Annotated in this window: 18 protein-coding genes; 3 read left to right on the top strand and 15 right to left on the bottom strand. The window is 55.0% G+C overall.

Features of this window, described 5'->3' with window-relative positions:
• Window positions 1–118 precede the first annotated feature (118 nt).
• From J0X19_RS21270 to J0X19_RS21215, 12 genes are all read right to left on the bottom strand, one after another.
• Entirely contained in the window at window positions 119–448 is a 330-nt protein-coding gene (locus J0X19_RS21270; RefSeq protein WP_206986433.1) for a DUF6660 family protein, read from the bottom strand.
• Window positions 449–576: 128 nt separating this feature from the next.
• On the bottom strand, window positions 577–879 hold the full coding sequence (locus tag J0X19_RS21265; RefSeq protein WP_206986432.1) for a 4-fold beta flower protein: 303 nt from the start codon (window positions 877–879) through the stop codon (window positions 577–579).
• A 116-nt stretch (window positions 880–995) separates the two neighbouring features.
• Entirely contained in the window at window positions 996–1925 is a 930-nt protein-coding gene (locus J0X19_RS21260) for a replication initiation protein (RefSeq protein ID WP_125440528.1), read from the bottom strand.
• A gap of 918 nt (window positions 1926–2843) precedes the next feature.
• Entirely contained in the window at window positions 2844–3416 is a 573-nt protein-coding gene (locus J0X19_RS21255) for a hypothetical protein (RefSeq protein WP_206986431.1), read from the bottom strand.
• Between the two features lie 35 nt (window positions 3417–3451).
• Complete coding sequence (locus tag J0X19_RS21250; protein WP_206986430.1) at window positions 3452–4366, bottom strand: exonuclease domain-containing protein; 915 nt, start codon at window positions 4364–4366, stop codon at window positions 3452–3454.
• A 118-nt stretch (window positions 4367–4484) separates the two neighbouring features.
• Window positions 4485–7538: a DEAD/DEAH box helicase gene (locus J0X19_RS21245; RefSeq protein ID WP_206986429.1), complete on the bottom strand. Its 3054-nt coding sequence runs from the start codon at window positions 7536–7538 to the stop codon at window positions 4485–4487.
• 23 nt (window positions 7539–7561) lie between these two features.
• Window positions 7562–8479, bottom strand: coding sequence for a hypothetical protein (locus J0X19_RS21240; protein WP_206986428.1), 918 nt, complete (start codon window positions 8477–8479; stop codon window positions 7562–7564).
• A 38-nt stretch (window positions 8480–8517) separates the two neighbouring features.
• A complete protein-coding gene (locus tag J0X19_RS21235) occupies window positions 8518–10272 on the bottom strand; it encodes an ABC-three component system protein (protein ID WP_206986427.1) in 1755 nt (584 codons plus the stop codon).
• Window positions 10269–10508, bottom strand: a complete 240-nt coding sequence (locus J0X19_RS21230) for an ABC-three component system middle component 6 (protein WP_206986426.1) — start codon at window positions 10506–10508, stop codon at window positions 10269–10271. Before J0X19_RS21230 ends, J0X19_RS21235 begins: the two co-directional genes overlap by 4 nt.
• Complete coding sequence (locus J0X19_RS21225; RefSeq protein ID WP_206986425.1) at window positions 10505–11425, bottom strand: ABC-three component system protein; 921 nt, start codon at window positions 11423–11425, stop codon at window positions 10505–10507. The genes J0X19_RS21230 and J0X19_RS21225 overlap by 4 nt, the downstream gene beginning before the upstream one ends.
• A 93-nt stretch (window positions 11426–11518) precedes the next feature.
• Entirely contained in the window at window positions 11519–12478 is a 960-nt protein-coding gene (locus J0X19_RS21220; RefSeq protein ID WP_206986424.1) for a site-specific integrase, read from the bottom strand.
• Window positions 12479–12682: 204 nt separating this feature from the next.
• On the bottom strand, window positions 12683–13063 hold the full coding sequence (locus tag J0X19_RS21215; protein ID WP_206986423.1) for a hypothetical protein: 381 nt from the start codon (window positions 13061–13063) through the stop codon (window positions 12683–12685).
• 279 nt (window positions 13064–13342) lie between these two features.
• Between J0X19_RS21215 and J0X19_RS21210 the strand changes: the two genes are divergently transcribed.
• From J0X19_RS21210 to J0X19_RS21200, 3 genes are all read left to right on the top strand, one after another.
• Window positions 13343–14062 carry a DUF6122 family protein gene (locus tag J0X19_RS21210; RefSeq protein ID WP_206986422.1) on the top strand — a complete coding sequence of 240 codons (720 nt, stop codon included), beginning with the start codon at window positions 13343–13345 and terminating at the stop codon, window positions 14060–14062.
• Between the two features lie 129 nt (window positions 14063–14191).
• The gene (locus J0X19_RS21205; protein WP_206986421.1) at window positions 14192–16468 is read left to right on the top strand and encodes a TonB-dependent receptor family protein; all 2277 of its coding nucleotides are present in this window, start codon (window positions 14192–14194) and stop codon (window positions 16466–16468) included.
• A 139-nt stretch (window positions 16469–16607) separates the two neighbouring features.
• Window positions 16608–17534, top strand: a complete 927-nt coding sequence (locus J0X19_RS21200) for a toxin-antitoxin system YwqK family antitoxin (RefSeq protein ID WP_206986420.1) — start codon at window positions 16608–16610, stop codon at window positions 17532–17534.
• 29 nt (window positions 17535–17563) lie between these two features.
• On the opposite strand, the gene J0X19_RS21195 is transcribed toward J0X19_RS21200, so the two are convergent.
• The 3 genes from J0X19_RS21195 to J0X19_RS21185 all read right to left on the bottom strand — a co-directional run bounded on the left by J0X19_RS21195 (window position 17564) and on the right by J0X19_RS21185 (window position 18857).
• Window positions 17564–17785, bottom strand: coding sequence for a hypothetical protein (locus tag J0X19_RS21195; protein ID WP_206986419.1), 222 nt, complete (start codon window positions 17783–17785; stop codon window positions 17564–17566).
• A gap of 209 nt (window positions 17786–17994) precedes the next feature.
• Window positions 17995–18465, bottom strand: coding sequence for a DUF305 domain-containing protein (locus J0X19_RS21190; protein ID WP_206986418.1), 471 nt, complete (start codon window positions 18463–18465; stop codon window positions 17995–17997).
• Between the two features lie 152 nt (window positions 18466–18617).
• Window positions 18618–18857, bottom strand: coding sequence for a copper chaperone (locus tag J0X19_RS21185; RefSeq protein WP_206986417.1), 240 nt, complete (start codon window positions 18855–18857; stop codon window positions 18618–18620).
• Window positions 18858–18889: the final 32 nt, after the last annotated feature.

Raw genomic sequence — 18889 nt, 5'->3', positions numbered from 1 at the left:
GGAGCGTGGCATACTCGTTGGCGGATAGTCTGTTGCAACAGCTAGCGGCCAGCAGCCCGGACGCACAACAAGGCACCCAGGCTACCCCAGCGGGGGAGTCAGCAGGAAAAAGGAAGGGTTAGGCCTGGGGTGGCTGCCACACGGCGCCGGAGGCCCGGGTGGGGGCGCCCACCCGCAAGCGGGCGTGGCGCAGGGCGGTGGCCCAGGTCACGGCCGGGGCTGCCGTTAGGGTCGGCAGGGGCGCCAGCGGCACCACGGCCCCGCCGCAGCAGTGGCACTGACACAGCGGGGAGCACCAGTCGCCCAGGGCGCCGGCGTCGCAGTCGGTGTGCGCGGCCGCGGCCACAGTGGTCTGCGTGGCGTCTTTGCACACGACTTCGCCATCGGCGCAAGTCAGCGTCGAGAGGCAAGCGAAGTAGAAGGCAAAAAACAGAGCCAGAAAGCGCATCGGGGCAAAGGTAACAGCATTGGGAAAATGCCGGCTACCGCTTGTACCAGTAGAAGCGGACAAAGGTTCACTTACCGTTCAGCAGGCAAGTCTCGCAGTAACCGCAGGGATTTAGCTACAAGCAGGAATTAGTATTGGTCTAACGCATCGACTGTACTTGCGCGAGCAGCACGTGCTGCTCTGGCTGCTGGAGCTGCCGGAACAGCCGGAACAGCAGGGGTAGCACGCACCGCGCGTACTGCGCGGGCGGCCATGTTCACCCGGCGCAATATGTAGCACTCATCAACAATCTCGCCCAAGTAGTGGCCATTCTTTTGCCACACTTCGCCGCCATCTATCCAGCCTAGGTACTTTGAATTTTTGTCGAACAGCCGGTCATTGTAGATGAAGCCAAAGTACTGGCCATTCCACCGATATACTTTCGTTTTCATACAGTCGATTTTGTGCCGTAAGTCTTGGCAATGCGCAATGTGGGCAGCTTAAAATCAGTTCATGTCGGCGTTTTGACGCTGTGTCGACATATGCCTTAAGGCACAGGCTTCGGTGTTTAACGTAGCCCCTGCATCTTTAAAAACAAGCCGCCGGGGTTCTTGGTCGCCTTGATTTTGTCGGTCTTGAGCTTGTAAACGAAAGCAAACAGGGCATCCACGTGCTTCGCGGACTGCAGAATTTCCTGCACCAGTTTGGGTTCGGCAATGCCTAGCGTGTCTAGGTGCTTGCGCGCCAGCTGGACCTTGGCATCGTCGGCCTCCAGCTCGAAGGGGATGGGCAGCTGCTGTGGGACCTGAGTGTTGACGTAGAACTTGATGCTTTGGTAGGAGCGGCCCTTCTTGAGCAGCTCGTACTTGATGCGCAGGTCGGTATGCTCGTTGATTTGGTTGGTGGCCACGTCGAGCACGTACTTCTGCAGGGCCGAAATCTGGGCGTACTGCTCGGGCTCCTGGCCCTTGGGGTCCTTGAGCTTGAGCATCCCCTTGAACTCATCCAGCGAGTAAGTCTTGGTTTCCCCGATGTCCTTCCACTGCGAGGCCAGCTGGTAGATGCGCTTGGCGTACTTGCTCGACAAGCTGAACGCGGCCTGCAGGCGGTAGGAGGTGAAGTTGCTCTTCAGGTCAATCAGGAAGGGCCGCATGCGCTCGGATATCTCCAGCTCAATGGTGCCCTCGCCCTTGCGGTACAGCGCTGAGGCGAGCAGACTCACCTGCAGCAGGGTCTTGCCGTTCTCGATGTGGTAGACGCGGCTGTTGAGGTTCTCGGTGGATTCGAGCAGCTGCTTGTAGTTCCAGGTGCGGCCGGTCATCTCCATGAGCTCCTGCACCCGGATTTCGTAGATGGTACCGGCCTTGTCCTGCTTGGTGAGTTTGGAGAGCAGCGAAAAGACGATGTCCATCTCGCAGGCGCTCATCTCGTAGCGGGCCGTCGTCAGCGCGTTGTGCTGCCGAATTTCAATCGGTACGGTGGACTCGGGCGCTGCCATAGCTACTCTGTAAGGGATACAGAACAAACATACGGCTTAAACCGGAAAGTAATAGAGCGAAATTCTGTCTCTATCAACTTGGGGTAGGTTGATGGGTTACCCGGCTTATAAAAGCTATTAGTTAGACTTATGAAACCTATTAGTTAGCCAAGCGCGAGGTTTCTGTGAGACTTATAAAAGCTATTAGTTAGACTTATAAAACCTATTAATTCAGTGCGGCTGGTAGCAGTCTGAGGCTTCGCTAGCAGCCAGAGTGACTTATAAAATCTATTAGTTACCCCACAATGACGAATTAATAGATGGCCGTGCGAGTGCTATTAATAAGCTTATGAAAGCTATTACTTACGCTTATAAAACCTATTACCCAGCTTATAAGACCTATTACTTGGCTTATAAAACCTATTAGCCCGCTTATGAAACCTATTACTAAAGCCGCTTAAGTGGCTGAAGTACAAAAAGTTGTGAGCCCTGCAAATACCTTAAATACTTAAAATACTCACAAGCTTGTTGAAGCTGCAGTACAAAAGCTTATAAAGTGGTGGTTTAGGGCAGAACCCGAACGAAAACAACAAAAAGGGGAGTCTAAACAAGCACAAAACCGAATTGCACTTTTTAAAGAATTTTTTACCTTTTTCTACTATGATGGACTTCTCTAACCAGCCTCCAGAGCAACCAGAAGGCTTATTAATAGTTTTTATAAGCCTCAGCAAAAGCTCTGAACTCCTAAAACAGCATCTCAAAAGTAGCCAATCCGGCTACTAAAAGCACCAGCTACCATTCTACAAAGCGCATAAGTGCTTGTAAAACCTATTTCCTAGCCTCTCATGCCGGGTATGGTCGAGCTTGACAGTTAATGAAGTAATAGATTTTATAAGCTAATAAACCTTAGACAACCGTCTATACACAGAAGCAGCCATCTTATTTAGAAGGACTTGGTTGTCGCAGCACCCACACCCCATGTTTGGCCGCCAGTTCCGCCCTTCCCTGCTGGACCATGCCAGCCATGGCGTGCAAATAACCAAGCCGGTTGTGGCCTTCAATTAATTGGTGTGGCGCCACCAACTCCTTTTCAAGAGGCAATGTGCCTAGTGACGTCACATCCAAAACAACTGGCGGGGTCCGCCAGGTGCCTTGCTCTTTCCAATGAGCCAAGTCTCTTTTGGTGCAGCAAAACTCATCGAAGGCTTGGCAGCGTTCCCGGGTCTCGACGCAATCCCGGTACGCTTCGACCACATACAGGTTCAGAAGGTCTTGTGTCGACCACTGCTCCAAGCTAAAGTCAAGGTGGTCATAATCCAACCAGGCATAGTTTCGGCGGGTAACGTACTCGTCCTGGAGTCCATGAATCCACTGCTCTAATACAGGCTCAGGGACATTGGGCACAAGTGGATGAACGCGTTGGTAGTACGCGTCAAAATCCCACATTGTCCGCTCCTCTGGCAAAGCAGCAAGGCGAATCCACGAGGGAGAAAAATCAGTTGACTCTTTCATCTACTGGAAAACTACCGGTGCCATTGATTAGTCGATTACAGATTGCGAAGGAAATCCACCTCAGAGAGGATTTCCAACCCTGCACCCTTCTCAATCATCTTAATAGCTTTCTCCTGTTTGCCGCTCATCCCGTCGTCGCCAACGATTCGATAATCTTGCTGTCCAACTACTAGAAAGGAGGTTTCTTTGGTGACGCCGCCGCTGTTAATACCACCTATATCGGCAACTAGCTGCTGCGCCATAGCACGCTGCATGGATGAGAGCGTACCTGTAAACACCACGCTACGACCATAGAAGAGGCTGTCGGGTTTATGCTTGGCTGGGTCACCCTTTATTAGGCTTAGGTCTTTAGAAGCGTAAATACGCCGCGTTATGCAAGGGTCGTAGCCGTCTGGACGCAGCTGTCCGATGTTCGTTAGCAGTTTCTCGGCAAAGTCCTCCTGGCAGGTGACGCCGGCATGGGCAAAGGTTTTCAACGCCAGCTGCGCGCAAGCTTGGGCATCACTCGCCGCGCGGTGGTGCAGCAGGGGAATGCTGTGGAATTTACAGAGCGTATGCAGGTCATAGGCAGGCAACCCTGTCCATACTTTCTTGGAGAAAATATAGCTACAGATATACTGCAACGAGGGAAAAGGCAGCTCATATGATTCCAACGTCCGGCGCAACACGCTGAAATCGAAGCCTGCATTGTGTGCCACCAGCAATTGTCCTTCCAGTAGGGGCTGCAATTCGGGCCAAAGTTCGGCCCAGGTAGGCTGGTTGGCTACGTCGGCAGGATGAATGCCGTGAATAGAGATGTTAAATGAGTCGAAGTAAGGATAGGAAGGGGGCTTAATCAACCACGACTTGGTGCCAGTCACCCGCCCGTCTTCTACGAAAGCCAAGCCTATTTCGCACGCACTGTCGCGGTCGGCCGTAGCAGTCTCAAAATCAATAGCAATGAACTTCATAAGCAGACTCGGATAGCAAGGGTAAGGAGTGGGAAGTGAAGCAAACTCAAGGTGAATATGGGGGGTTAACCTTTACTATCGCAACTAAGACAGGCTCAAATTTCCCCTGCCCACACGGCTAGGATGCCGGCGCTACCTTGGCCAAGCTGGTGAGATGTTGTTTCTCCCAAATAGGTCCTATCACTTGGCTTCTGTCTAGACCAAACAACTCGATGGCAGTTGGTTCAATAGCGGCCCATGAAAGCGACGGTTCCACAATGCCGTGACGCGCCAGCAACAGTATTTCCCCACGATTCAGGATAGGTACATTCAGCAATGGGAGAGCCGAGGCCGGCAAGCCAACCTCGAGACGGGTGGTTAACAAATTCAGGGCCTCATCTTCCAAGAGTAACATGGGGTGTAGCGCTTGGACAATGGGCACCACTGAGCGGAAATGGTAGCGCGTTGCGTCCGCAATCCGACGTACATCCCCGTAGCTGACCGGCACAAAGGAGGAGTTGGTATACGCCTGCTCCAAACTTTCCAAAGAATCGCCTTCTAGCCAAGCCTCTACCAATAATGCCCGTTTGGCTCGGCGTAGATAGGCTATCTGGTCGGGGAGGGAACGCTGGTAGAGCTGCACCAGGTCGTTGCCCACTTTTTGAGCCGCATGATAGGGCCAAGTCTTCTCCTTGTTCCCGTTTTTAAAGAGGGGCGTGTAGGTTTCGTCTAGTTCCGGCAGCGCTTGCGTCAGGGCCAGCAGCCGCTCCAGCGTGATGGTGGCGGGATTCAACAACTGCAGCAAGTGCAGCAGGCGCAGGATAGAGTCAAAGGAGAGCGACGAATTGGCGCAGGCAAACCCTACTAGGGTTAACTGGAGCATAGGACCTTCCTGCTCCGCGATGCCCGCCCGAATCAGGGAGATGATTATAGTTTCCACCTGCGCATCCATCTGGGGCCGCCAGTTTGGATTGTTGCGGCCCTCCACGTACCCCCCGTAGGTATTGGCCAATAAGGTGGCCACCTCCCGGCGGCCAACCCGCGGAATCTGGGCCAGCAGACGCAACACCCAGGTGGACAGATTGCCAGTGGCAAAGGAAGAGCGCATGGCTTCTGGCTGACCAAGAACGTAGTGCTGGAACAGCTGACGACGCTCCATGGGGGTGTTGGCGATAATGAATGACTGGCCACGCTCATTGTAGCCCAGTCGGCCAGCCCGACCTACCATGTTTTTGTATTCGGCAATGGTGAAAGGCTTCTGGTCCTCTCCGAGGAATTCCGTTTCGCCTAGAATTACTGCCGAAGCAGGCGTATTGATGCCGGCTGCGACAGTAGTCGTGGCCCCCAGCACCCGTACGGGGCCCTGCTGGTCACGAAAAGCACGTTCGACAACCTCCCGCTCTTCCCGAGACAGGTTACTGTTGTGAAAGGCTGTACCTCCCCGCAGGCAGTCGCGCAACCTAGTGGAAGTAGAGGAGCGGTCATGGGCCGGCAATGCCGCTATGGCCGCATCCGCACTGGGCAACCCTAAATCCTTGGCCAGGTAACCCGCCACGCCTTCGGCTTTACCGCGGACGTTGCGGAACACAATAAGCTTAGCCGTCGGCTGCTGCGCAAGCAGTGCCTGCGCTAGGGGCACTATCACGTCCTGCGTACTGGCTTTATCACGGCGTATCCGCACAGCATGAGCGGGTAGTAGCTGCCGTTTCTGTTGAAGCCCGGTGTCGGGGTCTAGGTACTCAAAAACGCCCGAGCGGTCAATAACACCTTCCTCTAAGGGTACGGGCCGCCGGGTGGTAATCAGTGCCTGGCAGCGCAGCCAATGCTCAAAGCCGTTGGTGTTGCCGATGACTGCCGATAGCGCTACCAACTGTGGAGTGATGCCCCGTTCGCGAGCAGACAGAATGTAGGTCAGCAACAGCTCGACGCTGATGCCTCGGCCGGGGTCAGTGATAAACTGCGCCTCGTCCACGACTACCACCCCGATGCGGCTCAGTGTGCCCTGGTTTTTTACCACCAGGTTCAGAAACATCTCATAGGTAAGCAGCGCAATGTCATACTTACCCCGCACAAAGGCATTGGTAGCGTCTTGGTAGTCGCCAGTGCATCGAATCACCCGTAGGCCCAACCGCGTGCCGTACAAGTCAGTAAACTGCTCATACTTCTCGTTGGCCAACGCCTTGTAAGGCACCAGAAAAACAGCGCGCTGGGTACTAACAGCAGCCTTTACAGCGGCTAGTTCTCCAATAAAGGTCTTGCCGCTACTGGTCGGGGCTACAACTAGTAAGGATTCACCGTCCAGTATCCGATAGTCGTTGACCGCAGCCAGTTGCAGCTCGTTGAGCCCTTGGGAGAACTGTTGGGCCCAGAGCTCAATAACCTCTTCCGGTAAGCCGAAGCCCATTAATTCCCGGATGTTTTCCGACACCTTCAGGCCGGTCTGTTCAGGAAAGGCTTGGTAATAATGCTGTCCGGCCTGTAGTGGGGGAATGGTAAAGCCCCCATCTATATCTCCTACCCATTTGGGGGTTTGGGTGAGGCCCAGACGTTGCGCTTCGGCGCGTACCCGCCCGGCAACATCTGCCATCAGACCTCCTACTTCTACCGGACCAGTAGCAGCCCGTAAGGCCGCAGTCAAGGCCGAAGTTAGTAGACCATGGCCCGCAGCCTCCCAAGCTTCTTCATCAACATTAGCTGCAGCTAAGAGCATACGCCCACGTCCTGAAAAAGCCGATTCCAAGGAAAAGCCACTGCCCCGTGGCTGTAAGCCATCCTCAATCACTTTGGCCGGCGCCCCTCCACTGAAACAGCAGTCGAGAACCAGCAAAATATGGCGAGCCTTACTTTGGCGAAACCGTGTGGCTAGGTCTGCCATGGATATAGTTGTCCCCGCCAAGTCCTCTAAGTTGGTATCATGGGCTACTAAACGGTGGTTGTGGGTGCCGTGACCAGAAAAGGTTAGCAGCACTACATCATCGTCCGTAGCAGCATCTAGTGTCTGAGCTAGCAGCTCATCGATACGGGACCGAGTAGCCTCTTCATCCACAAGCAGCACCGGGGTGGCGTCAGGAAGAGTGTCTTGCCAGAGTGACCACAAGGCCGTGGCATCCCTACGAGCACAGCTTAGGTCAGTAATGTCCGGGTCAGAATGGCGGTTGACGCCAATGAATCCAGAAAGAAATCGGGCGGCCATAAGCTGTCGTTGTCGAGGTTTATTTAGTGGTTTACCACCATAGTAGGCAACGGCAAGGAAGGAATTCCGCCCACCTTAAAATAGAGATTGTTGTGCTTTTCGACAAGACTGTACCCATCGCTGTGCTCTACTAAAGAAAATGAGAGAGTTCGCTTTTTGAAAACTCCTTTCCTTTCATACTCCTGCATAAAGGCTGAGGTAGGGTCTCGCAACTGCTCCATCATGCTGTCCAAGTTGTCGTGAAGCTTATCACTATCTCTGACTGCACGAAAGCTATGCTTGGACGTGGGCATGCCACCCCCAGGAGGCACGACGGCTACACCTTCAGCTACTTGAAAGGCCACCGTTACGCCTGCCTTACGCGCTAGTGCAACTTCTTGGTCGGTTAAAATGTGCGTTAGACTAGCACCCTTAATGGTATAAGGAGAGAGCAGGGCAGGCCAGTTGCGATAAAGCACTTGGAGTACTTCTTGTTGGCTCCAGGCTCCATGTGGGTAGAGTCCGAGCATGTATACGGCATTGTGAGCGACCCAAGCAAATAGAATTGGTTCGGTCCGAGTAACGAAACCGTCAGGGGCTAGGGTAGCGCCAAGATGAAAGTGATGAATGCCCCAGTCGTACCGTAGCGCATCCCGGTTAGCCACTTTTTTTACTCCTCGACTCATGTGCGGCCGCAGATTTCGCCCAGACTCAATCCTTTCGATGAATGCTAGCAATCCCGCCTGAAGCTCAGGAGGACAACTGAATGCATCCGCATAGAATACTTGACGAGGTTGTATAGGAATGGTAAGGTGCAGTAGCACATTAAAGTATTCCAGTGACACCTCCTCGTCGTGGACAAGCTGACTGATATCGAAACCGCAAGCTGTTAGGCGATGCTTTGCAATTTTTAGCCAGTCTCTATACAAATCCATCTTCTCAATAAGCAGTGATGAATTCATTAGAGAGTCAGTGAATAAGGTGTATAAATTACTTGTACTTAGTTAAACTCGAACCCGAACAGACCGCCGCCAGGTTCGTCAGTCAACCTAGGAGGAATTATATAATCTTCTAAGGGAAAGGTAGTGACCCTTTCTTTTGGAATTTGGTCCGAGTTCAGAGTTACTATGTATTGGAAGCCAATTTGCTCAGCCAGCTTGGCTCCATATTCTAAAGCCCTCTCTTTCTGACGTTCGTCAATAGGGTCAAATAAGCTGCTGTCGTGTATCAAAAATCCAGGAGAAATTCCGCGCCTCGTAGCCATTCGCATAAGCATCATGTCAAAGCAAAATATCTGTGCGTTGTTAACCCCTTGGCTTTTCATTCCTTGAATAGTCACCTCAAAGTTGGGCCCCGTTTCACTCGGGTATATATTGAGATTACCTGCATTTTCATATAAAGCTCGTGAAGCTTCCTCAAATGCTAAAATCGCGTCTTTTAGCAACTGTTCGTTTTCGATAAAGTCGCGCTGTAGTCGTAAGTAAAGGCGTTGTTGGTCAATCTTGAACTGAGCAACACGCTCTGCAACTTCGTGTAAAATAGACTGCTGTTGCTTTATCTGTTCAGCCCGAGCTTCTGCTCTACTCAATTCGCTCTGCAACTTCGAGTAATGCTGTAAGGCGCCATGTGTCTTCAAAAGTGTCATGACCTCAGTTCGCCTATCGTCGAGTTGAGTCATTTTTCGTTGCCTATTTTCAACGTTTAAGCGAGCCTGCGTCAACTCTTCTTCTAAGTACATTTTTCGGTTCCGCACTACCGATTCGTGAAATTTGCGCACCTCTTCGAACCGCTGCAATGCTATTCCCGGCAAAGACACCCCAGCCTCGGAGTACATTCGTTGCACGTCATCAAGCTGTGGGGCCGACTCAGAACTCAACGAGACTTCCAAATCGTGGATGTACAAACCGTCTTGTGCATTCTCGTCCGCTAATCTATTTATCTCGCGGGTGAGATTATTTGCTTCTTTCTCCCGCTCCGCATAATCGGGGAGCATTCGAAAACTGCGAACAGCCTCCGTCATTCTATTGACATCTTCTTGAACGAGCACAGATTGCGTCAGCAATTGCTTGGGGTCACCCGTGAGCCCTTCTAAAAGACCGTCTTGTGCAGCTTTTTGCAGTTTTTTAGTGTTCTCCGCAGATTGTCTAAGCTGCTCCCGCTCCGTACTGATGCGCCAATCCAATCCCAGTAGATAGGATAGCGCTACCCGAGTGTCTGCTGGGCTTTGCTTGCTTGATTGCTGCTGTGGATTAAGAAAGGCTCCACTGCTTGCTCGGCGAGCGAAATAATTGAAGAGCATGCCAAACTTGGGCCCAAACTTCTCAGATTTTTCAGGGAGTTGAAATATAATTCTCCCTAAATCGGACTCCCACTTTGCACTAGAAACAGTTGCCTCCCAATCACCATCTAACGCATCAACGGCCCAATCTTTGACAGCTTTAGATGCGTCAACTTGTGTTAAATGCACCTTGCCGAAAGTTGCACCTGAACGGGTTGCGCGGATGCGTACTCCACGCAGGTCAAATTCTATCCCAAAATTATGGTCCTTCAATTCGGGTTTGCGGAACAGAGAACTAGGGTCTCCTTCTTTACCAAGCGCAAAATGGATTAGTAACACAATGCTTGATTTACCCGCCTTATTGCGTGTTTGGCCAGCTCCTGAAGCTTCGCCTTTGTCGGCAATAATTATATTCAAGCCTGAGCGGAAGGCGTAAGACTTAAAACTAGGCAACGAGCTGAAAATAGAATAAATCATGCAGAGGTTGTCCGGGCAATGCGCTCGTTTGCGAAATGAATAATGCCCATTGCGGATAAAAGGTCAAGAGCGAGCACGAACCAGTCGAAGGAAATAGAGTTATCCTGAGAAGGGTCATGCTTGATATCTGACCAAAGCCGTGAAACAGATTTGGGTTCTTGCAGATGCGTCAGCAGTTGCGCACCAACAGTAAGCAAGGCACGCTCGGTAGGAAGATGTTTAGTAGGTAGAATCATACCTCTGCCTCCTGCAAAGATGGTGTGCTGCTAAGAGGCTCGAAAATGTCACAACGCTCAAAGAAATAGGCTAAAATCGCCAAAGCTGCTGCCTCGGAGGAATGCTGATGTTGCCTAATCAAGTTGAATAGGGCACTGTAAATAGCATCAGGGCCAATGCGAGATTCTTTTAATCGGATGTACTCTTTTCTAAGAACTTGAGCGACTCGGTTACCAAGCTCAGGGTCGAATCGATGGGTGCCAAAGAAATCGCCAACACGTGGGGCAAGCCCCATACCCATGCGAACTAAGTTTCGACTGTTTGAGCTCAAACTGTTTGCATTGAGTTTTCCTGGAGGTACTTCTTGTATATGAGCTGGTTGCTCAGGAAGTGAGTGAGCAAGTTGTTCTAAAACATGCTTAATCTCATCAAAGGTTATTTGTGAAGGCCTTATCGGTTTGTAAGGCAGCCCCAGAACCGCCATAATATCATCCTCATCAAGGCTAAACAGCTTCTTGGAGAGGTCAATTGGGCTGAAAGGAGTAAGCTTTATAGGGTTGTGCTGCTTTTCTAAAGCAAGTATTGTCTGCTGTATATGAGGACCTAGCCCATCAAATGCGTTGTGCACAAAGGACCACTTGTCGAAATCAGAGCCCCAATGGGGGAGAGCACCCAAAAAGTCCTCTTCAATTTTCTTGATGGCTTGCGCCGCAGACATCTCATTTGGAGCATAAACTTGGTACAGATGACGCTCCGATTTCAAAAAACCATCATTTTTTTTGTCACCGAGATTGCCCCATGGCCGCGTTTTCATGAAGTCTTCTGGATGGGCCCGCTGCATTACATCTGAAAACAGCGTTTGGTATACGTCGCCCTTGCTTTCGTAAACGCGAAGTTTAAACCTCATTTCATACATTTCTCGCGTTTCTGGATGCATTAGGTAAAGAGGTTGTATAGTGGTTTAGCGAGTCCGAAGTGGCCTTCTCGCAAGCTACGATGCCTGTATGAGTAATTTGAATTTGTCTGGATTTTATAAGCCTAGTTCCTTCGCCGCATTGTGCTGCTGCACATTGTCCAAGCGAGTGTAGCGGCGAATCATCGCACTGGTCTTGTGCTTGGTCTGGTTCATGATTTTGCTGTCATCGGCCCCGTTGAGCTTGGCCACCGTAACAAAGGAGGCGCGTAAGGAGTGGGCCGTATAGCCGGGTCCCAGGTAACGCTGCACCAGCGTATTGATAGTCTGGTCTGAGAGGCGGTTGGCAGTAAGCCGGTTGCCCTTGCGCAACATCACGAATACGGGACCTTCACTGCGTTCCAGTTGCTCCAGCCAAGCTTTTAAGGAGCGAATAGGGCAGACGGCTGGCTCAGGGGAGTAGAAAATGGCCTTTTCCTCATAGTCTCCCAGCTGGTTGGTTTTGCTCTTGCCCAACGAGACTACCAGGCAATCCTCTGTAAAGCGCAAGTCCTGCACATTGAGCGCAGTCAACTCAGAGCGACGAAAGGCCCCCGTGAAACCCAGCAGCAGGATAGCGCGGTCGCGTAGCCCCGTTGCCGTCTGCACATCCAGGCTGCGCACGAGCTGCTTGAGCTGCATCAGCGAAAACGCCGGCGCCTGTTTCTGGCGCACGCCGTGTACCCGGCGCACGCCGTCCATGAAAATCTTAAACTGCTTGTCGTCTGTTGGTGAATCGACCCCGCGCACCGCATGGGCCTTGCTGATGGCCGCGCAGTGTTGCTCCAAGGTGCCGACCTTTTTGCCCGCTTCGGCCAGGTGGGTGCAAAACCCAACCAGCGCATCGACTGGCGCCGGCAATGGCGAGAAGCCATGCTCAGTGCACCAAGCGCTGAAGCGCTTTAGGTGCGCAGCATACGCCCGGGCGGTATTAGGTGCCCCGGTCAGTCCGGCCTCGACATAGCGAGCAGCTGCTCCTGTGTGGTGCGCCAGCCCGTGGCCCACAGGATTTACGGTCAGTGCGGCGGAGTTTTCCATGCAGCCTATATATAAGGTATAGTCACCCGATTTTTGGTTGGACCGGCAAGATAGCGAATAGGTAGTGATAAGACTTACTAATCGATACCTATCCGGCCAAAGAAAAGAGCCATCCATTCGGTGGCTTTTTCATGAAAGCCAGAAAGAGAATTGTAGTGGTGCTCCAGACCGGGCCTATTCCTTAATAGGTGCTCACAGTTGAGCTCACGGCTTGACCACCGGAGGTACAGGCTTTGTATTCACGGTCGTATAGCGAATCAGGGCCGCGGTGTCGCCGCCCGCATCATTCCAGACGCAGTTACCGGAACCCCAATAAAAGTAGTGAACCACATGACCGTCCTTGTCCGCCGGGGCTTTGCGGTACTTGCCTGGGCCGGTTACGAGGCGTATCCATTCGTCCTTGGCAATGGCCACGTCGCCGAACAGGTAGATATGGCGAAACTCGTTGGACGGAGTACCATCTGGGTTGAACGTGCGGTCCACAACGGCATAACCGAGAGTGCTTACCGGGGCGGAGGCGCGAAGCCAAACGCCTTCAGCGGCGGGAGTAGAAGCGTTGGTGACGCTATGCAGCGTGAGGCTCATCAGTGACGGGTTTTTATACAACGACAAGGATAAGCTAAACAAGTTGAAATAGGGCGCTCACGTGGTAGAACACAACCAGTCTTCCTTGACCCCAGGGCAATGCGACCCCTGGAAATTTTGCAAGCAAATCGGGCGCACGATGCACCAGCAAACTGCGTAAGCTCGACTTTTAAGTTGGCTCGTGGGCTACCAGTAGGCTTCTTCATGGAAATGTTTGTTAGCCGTCCACTACCTGTTATCTGCCACTTCCCCTGCCTCTGCCTAGCCGCTGGATTGGCATTGACTGGATGCCGAACCGCCGCTATTGTCCCCGCCTTTCCCGCTGCCGCCGGGTACCGCCCCCCGCTACGGGCACCGCGCCAGGATACGGCGACGGTCGTACCTGCCCCCGAGCACCCCACCACCCCGCAGCGGCGCAGTACAGCGGAAGTGCGTAATCAGGCTGCGGCCCAAAAGTCTAACGCGCCCAGGGAGCAAACAATGCCGATGGGCAAAGCAGGCAGGAGGTATGCTCAGGCAGCGCCCGGGGATACCGCGCGCAACCCAATCCAGCCGACGCCCCCGCGCGGGCTCCGCCGGCAGTTCCCAACGAAACTATTCAGCGCCCAAACGCTGGTGCATTACAGCCTGCACTTTCTGTTCCCGGCCGTGCTGGCGCTGGTGTTTTTCCCCTTGATGTGGCAAACCGCCTACCTGATTATGTTGGCCACGATGCTCATGGACTTGGACCACCTGCTAGCCAAGCCCATCTTCGACCCGTTGCGCTGTAGCATAGGGTATCACCCGCTGCACTCTTTTTACGCCGTCCCGATATATGCGCTGCTGCTGCTGCTGCCGGCGACGCAAATTGTCGCCGTGGGCCTGCTGTTCCATCTGTTCACGGATACGGTGGATTGCCTGTGGAATTTCAGTCACTGCCAAGAGTGCTACCTCAGCTCCCGTATTTATGCCTTGCGCAACTGGGTACGGAAGCTACTGGGCCGTGAGGGGGTGGAATGAGTACCGCCGTTGGTTTGAAGTCGGAAAGCGTAACTGGAAATTATGTAAGCAATAAGGGTGATTCGTGTTATTTATAATCATTCTAAATAAAGATACCTTTGTGCCGTTGTTTCACGCAAAGGCCCTCTGATGAGCTGTTTTTCTTACCGTACTGCTGCTGGCCTTCTCGCCAGTGTTGCCTTTTCTACCGTTTGCCAGCCCGGGTTAGCCCAGCGGCTGCCTGCTGCCCCCGACACCACCCGTCACCAGAATCTGAGCGAAGTGACCGTTACCGGCGCCGCTACCCACTTTGCCGCGCCCGTCGACGGCACCACCCTCACGGCCGGCCGGCGCAACGAGCTCATTAAGCCCCGCGACGTGAATGCCAACCTGGCCCAGAACAACGTGCGCCAGGTGCTGGCCCGCATTCCCGGCCTGATGGTTTGGGAGAATGACGGCTCGGGCCAGCAAATCAACATTGCCACCCGGGGCCTGAGCCCTAACCGCAGCTGGGAGTTCAACACCCGCCAGAACGGCTACGACATGAGCGCCGACGCCTTCGGCTACCCCGAAGCCTATTACAATCCGCCCATGGAAGCCGTGGAGCGCATTCAGCTGCTGCGCGGCGGGGCGGGCCTGCAGTTCGGGCCCCAGTTTGGCGGCCTGCTCAACTACGAGCTCAAACGCGGGTCGCGCGACAAGAAGGTCGAGATTGAAACCAGCAACACGGCCGGTTCCAACGGCCTGTTCAACTCCTACAACGCCGTGGGCGGCACGGTGGGCAAGGTGAACTACTACGCTTACTACCGCCACCGCCAGGGCGATGGCTGGCGCCCGTACAATCAGTTCACCGTCGATGACCTGCACGGCAACGTGCACGTGGCCCTGACCGAGCGCCTAACGCTGGGCGCAGAAGTGAGCTATTTGACCGACAAGCTCCAGCAGCCGGGCGGCCTGACCGACGCGCAGTTTGCCCAGGACAGCCGCCAGAGCACCCGCAGCCGCAACTGGCTCAGCACGCCCTGGCTGATTCCGGCCCTGACGCTGGATTATAAGGCCGGTGAGCGTACGCGCCTGAGCTTGAAAACCTTCGGCCTGGTGGCTTCCCGCAGCAGCGTGGGCTTCGTGGCCGGCCTGCCCGCGCCCGATACCGTGAACCGCCGCACCCGGCAATTTGCCGCCCGCCAGGTGGACCGCGACGAATACCGCAACCTCGGCGCAGAGCTGCGGCTTACCCAGGATGTTGACTTCCTGGGCCGCACCCACACGCTGGCCACCGGCCTGCGGGCCTACCGCGCCACCACTTCCCGGCACCAGCGCGGCACCGGCACCACCGGGTCGGACTTCGATTTGACGTTGACCGGCGATGGCCGCTACACCAACGAGTTCGACTTCACGACCAACAACGCCGCGGCATTTGCCGAGCTGCTCCTGCACGCCGGCACCCGGCTAAGCTTCACACCGGGCCTGCGCTACGACTACCTGAGCAACACCGGCAGCGGCTATCTGGGCCGGGCCGCCAACGGGACGGAGAACCGTATACCCAACCAAGCCAGCCGCCGCAACGTGCTGCTCTACGGCCTGGGCAGCGAGTTTCAGGTGTCGCCCACGACCAACCTGTACGCCAACTACTCCCGCGCCTTCCGCCCCGTGCTGTTCGGTGACCTGGTGCCGCCGGCGACCTCGGATGTCATCGACCCCAACCTGAAGGACGCCCGCGGCTACACGGCCGAGGTAGGCTACCGCGGCAGTTTCAACAGCTGGCTGCGCTTCGACGTGGGCTACTTTTTCCTCAACTACGAGGACCGCATCGGCACCATCCGCCGGCCCGTGCCCGGCGGCACCACCGGCCAGACCCAGCAGTACCGCACCAACCTGGGCCGCACCCAAACCCACGGGCTGGAAGCCTACGCCGAGCTGGACTTGATTCACTCAATTACCGGCAACTTCAACCTGCCCCACCTCGACCTGTTCGCGGCCCTGAGCCTGCTCGATGCCCGCTACGGCAACCTGCCCGTGACCACGCTCACCGGCACGGGCCCCGGCACCCAAATTGTGGAAACCAATTTGGACGGCAACTTCGTCGAGAATGCCCCGCGTCAGACCCTGCGCACGGGCCTCACTTTTGCCCACAAAGGCTTGTCCGTCACCGGGCAGTTCAGCCACGTGGCCAAGGTCTATGCCGATGCCAGCAACACGGAAGCTGCCCCGGCCAATGCGCAGACCGGCGCCATTCCCGCCTATCAGGTGGCGGACCTTTCCGCTACCTGGAAGCTGGGCCGCGACAGCCGCTACCGCCTCAGCGGGGGCGTGAACAACGTGTTCGACGCACGCTACTTCACCCGGCGCTCGGGCGGCTACCCTGGTCCAGGCATTCTGCCCGCCGACGGCCGCACCTGGTTCGCGGGGCTGGGCCTGATGCTGTAATCAAGCGAGTTGTTAGCGCTGAGAAAAAGGGGGCTACTCAATTGAGCGGCCCCTTTTTGCGGGAGTCAGTTCAGCGAATGCGCGGCAGCCCGGTATATTTACCCACCGCATTCCGTCTTTTTCTACCACTTATTCCTGTATGGCAAAACGCTACTTTCTGCACGCCCTGTTTCTCTTGATTGGTTTGCCCGCGCTGGCCCAGCGGCCCAAGCCGGCGGCCGTCAGCTTGCCGCCGGCCGACACCGTGTATTTCGACCGCGACTGGGAGCGTACCGAGACGCTTGAGGAAGTCAGTTACGCCCGGATTGCCCGCCATGATGCCGCGGGCAAAACGGTGGGCACCGTGCGCGACTACTTTTACCCTTCGTGGAAAAAGCAGTGGGAAGGCAAAATGGCCAGCGAAGCGCCCGACAAGCCCACCGGGCTCTGCTGCGGCTGGCACGAGAACGGCCAGGTGAGCTTCCGCGGAACCTATGTGAACGGGGTGCAGCAGGCCGATTATCGCAGCTGGCGCGCCGACGGCCGGGAAATCAAGTGTTCATCCAAAATGGTCGAGGCCCTGCCCTTGAGCAATGCCACCATTCATTGTAGCAACTGCATGCACTCCAGCCGCAAGGTGTTTGTGGTCGATATTCCGGACGGCACCGTGGGCATCGTCTACAAGCTCGACGTGCGGGACGAAGGCCAGCCCCCGGTGTCGTGGTCGACGGCCTTGGCCGTGGCCGCTGTGGCCGGGAGCGGTGGGGCCGCCGCGCCGGCGTTGTTGGGAACGGCCGCTTCCGCCCTGGTGAAGCAGGGCAACAACGCCCCGCCCACCGTCAGCACCAAGTGTCACTGGTACATCACGCCCGACGAGGACGCCGCTCAGCAATTTATGGATACCAAGGGTACCATCGGCAAGGACAAAGTCTGCCTGCGGGCGGCGCTCAACACGCCCCAGGAAACGCGCCCCATTACTTTGCCCGCCGGCACCCGGCGCCTGTTCGTGTGCGTGAACAACGACAACTACACCACCGACGCGACGGCCACGCTCAGTGTAAGCGCCCTGGTGCAAAGCTGCCAGTAGCCCCACTCCCACAAGAACAACGCGAACAATCAGCTTTGTGGCCGGTCCGACGCTTCCTGCCCCAAGCCACCGTGCGGACCGGGCAGGTCTATGCAACGGTAACTTAGCGAGGCACTACGCTGTCCGTTGAGGGGGAGCTGGTCCAGACGGCGGGCCAGTTGCTGCCAGCCGGCCGCTAGTTCGGCTGCCACTACCGGAGCCTCTTGCAGGGCCAGGTGGCGGCACCACTGCTCAAATTCCTGTAAGTGCATCAAGTCGGGTAAAAGCCTAATGAGAAGTGGGTTAGATGGAATGCAGTTGTTAACTATATTCTAAATCGCACGGCAGCGGGTAAAGGGTTGCCTGTCAATAAACTATGTAAGCAAATCCCGCGATGGTGTACATGCGGCCCGGATGCACTCTTGGGATGGAACCACGCGACCTGTGCTAGTAGCGCAACGCAAAAGCGTCGATAATCCTTCTAATCGGCTTTTTTCTCTTGCTCTAGGCGCTGGAGCATGCGCTTCATCTGGCCAATCTCCCGCTGCTGGGCGCTGATGATGCTGTCGGCCAGGGTGCGTACTTCGGGGTCTTTGATGGTGGCCCGCTTGCTGACCAAAATGGCAATGGAGTGGTGCGGAATCATGGCTTTCATCCACAATTGGTCATTGACGAACACCTGGGTGCGCACCATGAAGGTAACCACCGCAAACAGCACCAGGCTGCCGGCCATAATCAGCGCATTGCGGCGCTTGTCGGGATACATGCTCCACATAAAGCCCATCATAATCAGGGTCATGGGCACCAGCATAAGTAAGGCCATATACAACCGCGTCAGGCTGAAGTACACGTGGTCCCACTCATACACGTTCAGGTACATGACCACGTACATGGCCACCAGCGAGGCGGCCAGCATCAGGAAGAAGCGGGGATAGGGGTTCTTGTGTTCCATAAAGACAAGGGAAGTGGGGTGAGGGTGCTTGGTCAGGCCGGCCGGTGCACCGGTAAGGAAAATCAGCTAGGAAGTATTGATGTCGGTTCAGGAAATCGTGTTCGTAGCGAGGCTCTGCGTCTCTGCTCCTAGCGGGGCGCGGACGGCTCTGCCTACAAGTCGTCTCCTCCTACCCCCAGCACCCGGAGCAGCTCGGCCCGGAAGCCGGCTTCCCGCAGCCCGTTCTCTATCTGCTGCGGGTCCAGGTTGTGGCCCGAAATGCTTAACACGTGGTGCTCCGTTTCGGGGGCGATGTCCCACTTCTCCACTGCGGGTAGCTGGTTTAAGAACGGAGCAACGCGGGCTACCTCTTCCACGGTTGTGACGGTGGTTTTGAATTTTAGCAGTTCCATAGATTCTTCATTTAAGGGCGACGCATGGCACG

Origin of the sequence: Hymenobacter telluris, assembly GCF_017313265.1 — a bacterium.
GTDB classification, from domain to species: Bacteria; Bacteroidota; Bacteroidia; order Cytophagales; family Hymenobacteraceae; genus Hymenobacter; species Hymenobacter telluris.
The sequence above is the reverse complement of the archived record's forward strand: the minus strand, read 5'-3'. Positions and strand labels throughout refer to the sequence as shown.